1 protein-coding gene and 1 pseudogene are annotated in these 1,048 nt (G+C 65.7%); both read right to left on the bottom strand.

All coding sequences use genetic code 11. The features are described from left to right. A pseudogene (locus ACESMD_RS10950) lies at nucleotides 1–315 on the bottom strand (D-galactonate dehydratase); the annotation flags it as partial. A gap of 89 nt (nucleotides 316–404) precedes the next feature. Then, a partial coding sequence (locus ACESMD_RS10945; protein WP_372613070.1) for a DMT family transporter occupies nucleotides 405–1,048 on the bottom strand: 644 nt, incomplete at its 5' end.

The following is a 1,048-nucleotide window of genomic DNA, read 5'->3' as shown; positions in this document are numbered from 1 at the left end:
CAGCTGATGCACGGGAACCCCCAGATCGCGTCCCTTGAGGTCCCAGAGGGCCTGATCGATCCCGGCGATGGCACTCATGAGGATCGGACCACCACGGTAGAAGCCGCCACGATACATGCGGTTCCAGAGGTGCTCGATACGGTGGGGATCCTCGCCGACCAGCATGTCGGCGAACTCATGGACCGCGGCCTCCACGGTGGCGGCGCGTCCCTCGATGACGGGCTCTCCCCAACCGAAGACACCTTCGTCGGTCTCGATCTTCAGGAAGAGCCAGCGGGGTGGTACCTGCCAGGTCTTCAAACGCGTGATCTTCATAGTCTCTCCCGATTAGTCGATGCCGACCGCCGAGCGCAGTCGCTGTTCCAGGCGTCGTTCATGGAGCCCCTTGATGACCAGGGTGCCGATCACCAGGCCTCCTCCGATGAAGCCCAGCGGAGTGGGCTGCTCGGCCAGGATCCACCACAGCCAAAGGGTGCCGACGACCCCTCGAGCAGCAGCAGGAGACCCACTTCCGCCGCCGGCAGGTAGAGCGGTCCTCGCTGTAGCAACGTCACCCCGGACGGGACGATACCCAGGCACAGCAGGACCACCAGCAGCCAGCGATCGATCGGCGGCATCTCTATCCCACTTCCTCCCAGCAGCAACACCAGGGCAGCGCCACCGCCCACGATGAGCCCGTTGAAGACCAGCATCGGGCTCATGTCCACGCCGGGCCGTCGGCGGCAGAGCGTGAAGTTGAGGGCCAGGGTGGTGGCCGCCATGAGGGCGAAACCGTTGCCCACCCAGGAGCCCACCCAGGAGCCCACCCCGGCATCGTCGATCACGATCATCCCGATACCCAGCATGCAGAGCACGATGGCCAGCCAGGTGCGTCGCGGCAGCCGCTCACCCAGGATCACCCGGGAAAGCAAGGCGGCGATGAGCGGCGCCCCCGCCAGGATCATCAGCACATTGCCACCCCGGGTGTACTGGTTGCCCAGCACGAAGCCACAGGTGGTCAGGCTGAACAGCAGGGCGACCGCGATACCCGTCCAGCCGCAGCGTCGAT

Source organism: Halomonas sp., from assembly GCF_041689495.1.
GTDB lineage: Bacteria > Pseudomonadota > Gammaproteobacteria > Pseudomonadales > Halomonadaceae > Halomonas.
The sequence above is the reverse complement of the archived record's forward strand: the minus strand, read 5'-3'. Positions and strand labels throughout refer to the sequence as shown.